The sequence below is a fragment of the Bacteroides sp. 214 genome (assembly GCF_010501015.1).
Lineage (GTDB): Bacteria > Bacteroidota > Bacteroidia > Bacteroidales > Bacteroidaceae > Bacteroides.
In genome coordinates this window covers 1-330 of sequence record NZ_QVML01000046.1, presented here as the reverse complement: position 1 = coordinate 330, position 330 = coordinate 1, and the positions used below count along the sequence as shown (strand labels likewise).

Sequence of the window (330 nt, the reverse complement as noted above, 5' to 3'; positions counted from 1 at the left end):
GTGGACAATCGTCAAAAGCTACCCCAGTAGGTGCAATCGCTAAGTTTGCTGCTTCGGGCAAGAAAATTCGTAAGAAAGATCTTGACGATAACGGTCATTTGGTGCTTTATCCCGGTTCGGCTTGCGAAACCTACAAAATGGCCAACAATGCCTCCAGTACCATTGCCGGCTATAGCGAACATGCAGCTATTGTGCACTACACCGCCACCCCCGAAACTTGTTCAGTTCTAAAGCCCGAGGGCTTCCTTCTACTCGTCCGCGCATATATACTTTTTCGGCAGCGATGTAGGTTAGTGAATCTTGTTCACTGGCATCGAAACGAATATCACC

1 protein-coding gene is annotated in these 330 nt (G+C 48.2%); it reads left to right on the top strand.

Going from position 1 to position 330, the window contains the following annotated elements; genetic code table 11:
- A partial coding sequence (locus tag D0T50_RS13485) for a hypothetical protein (RefSeq protein WP_163224043.1) occupies positions 1-330 on the top strand: 330 nt, incomplete at both ends.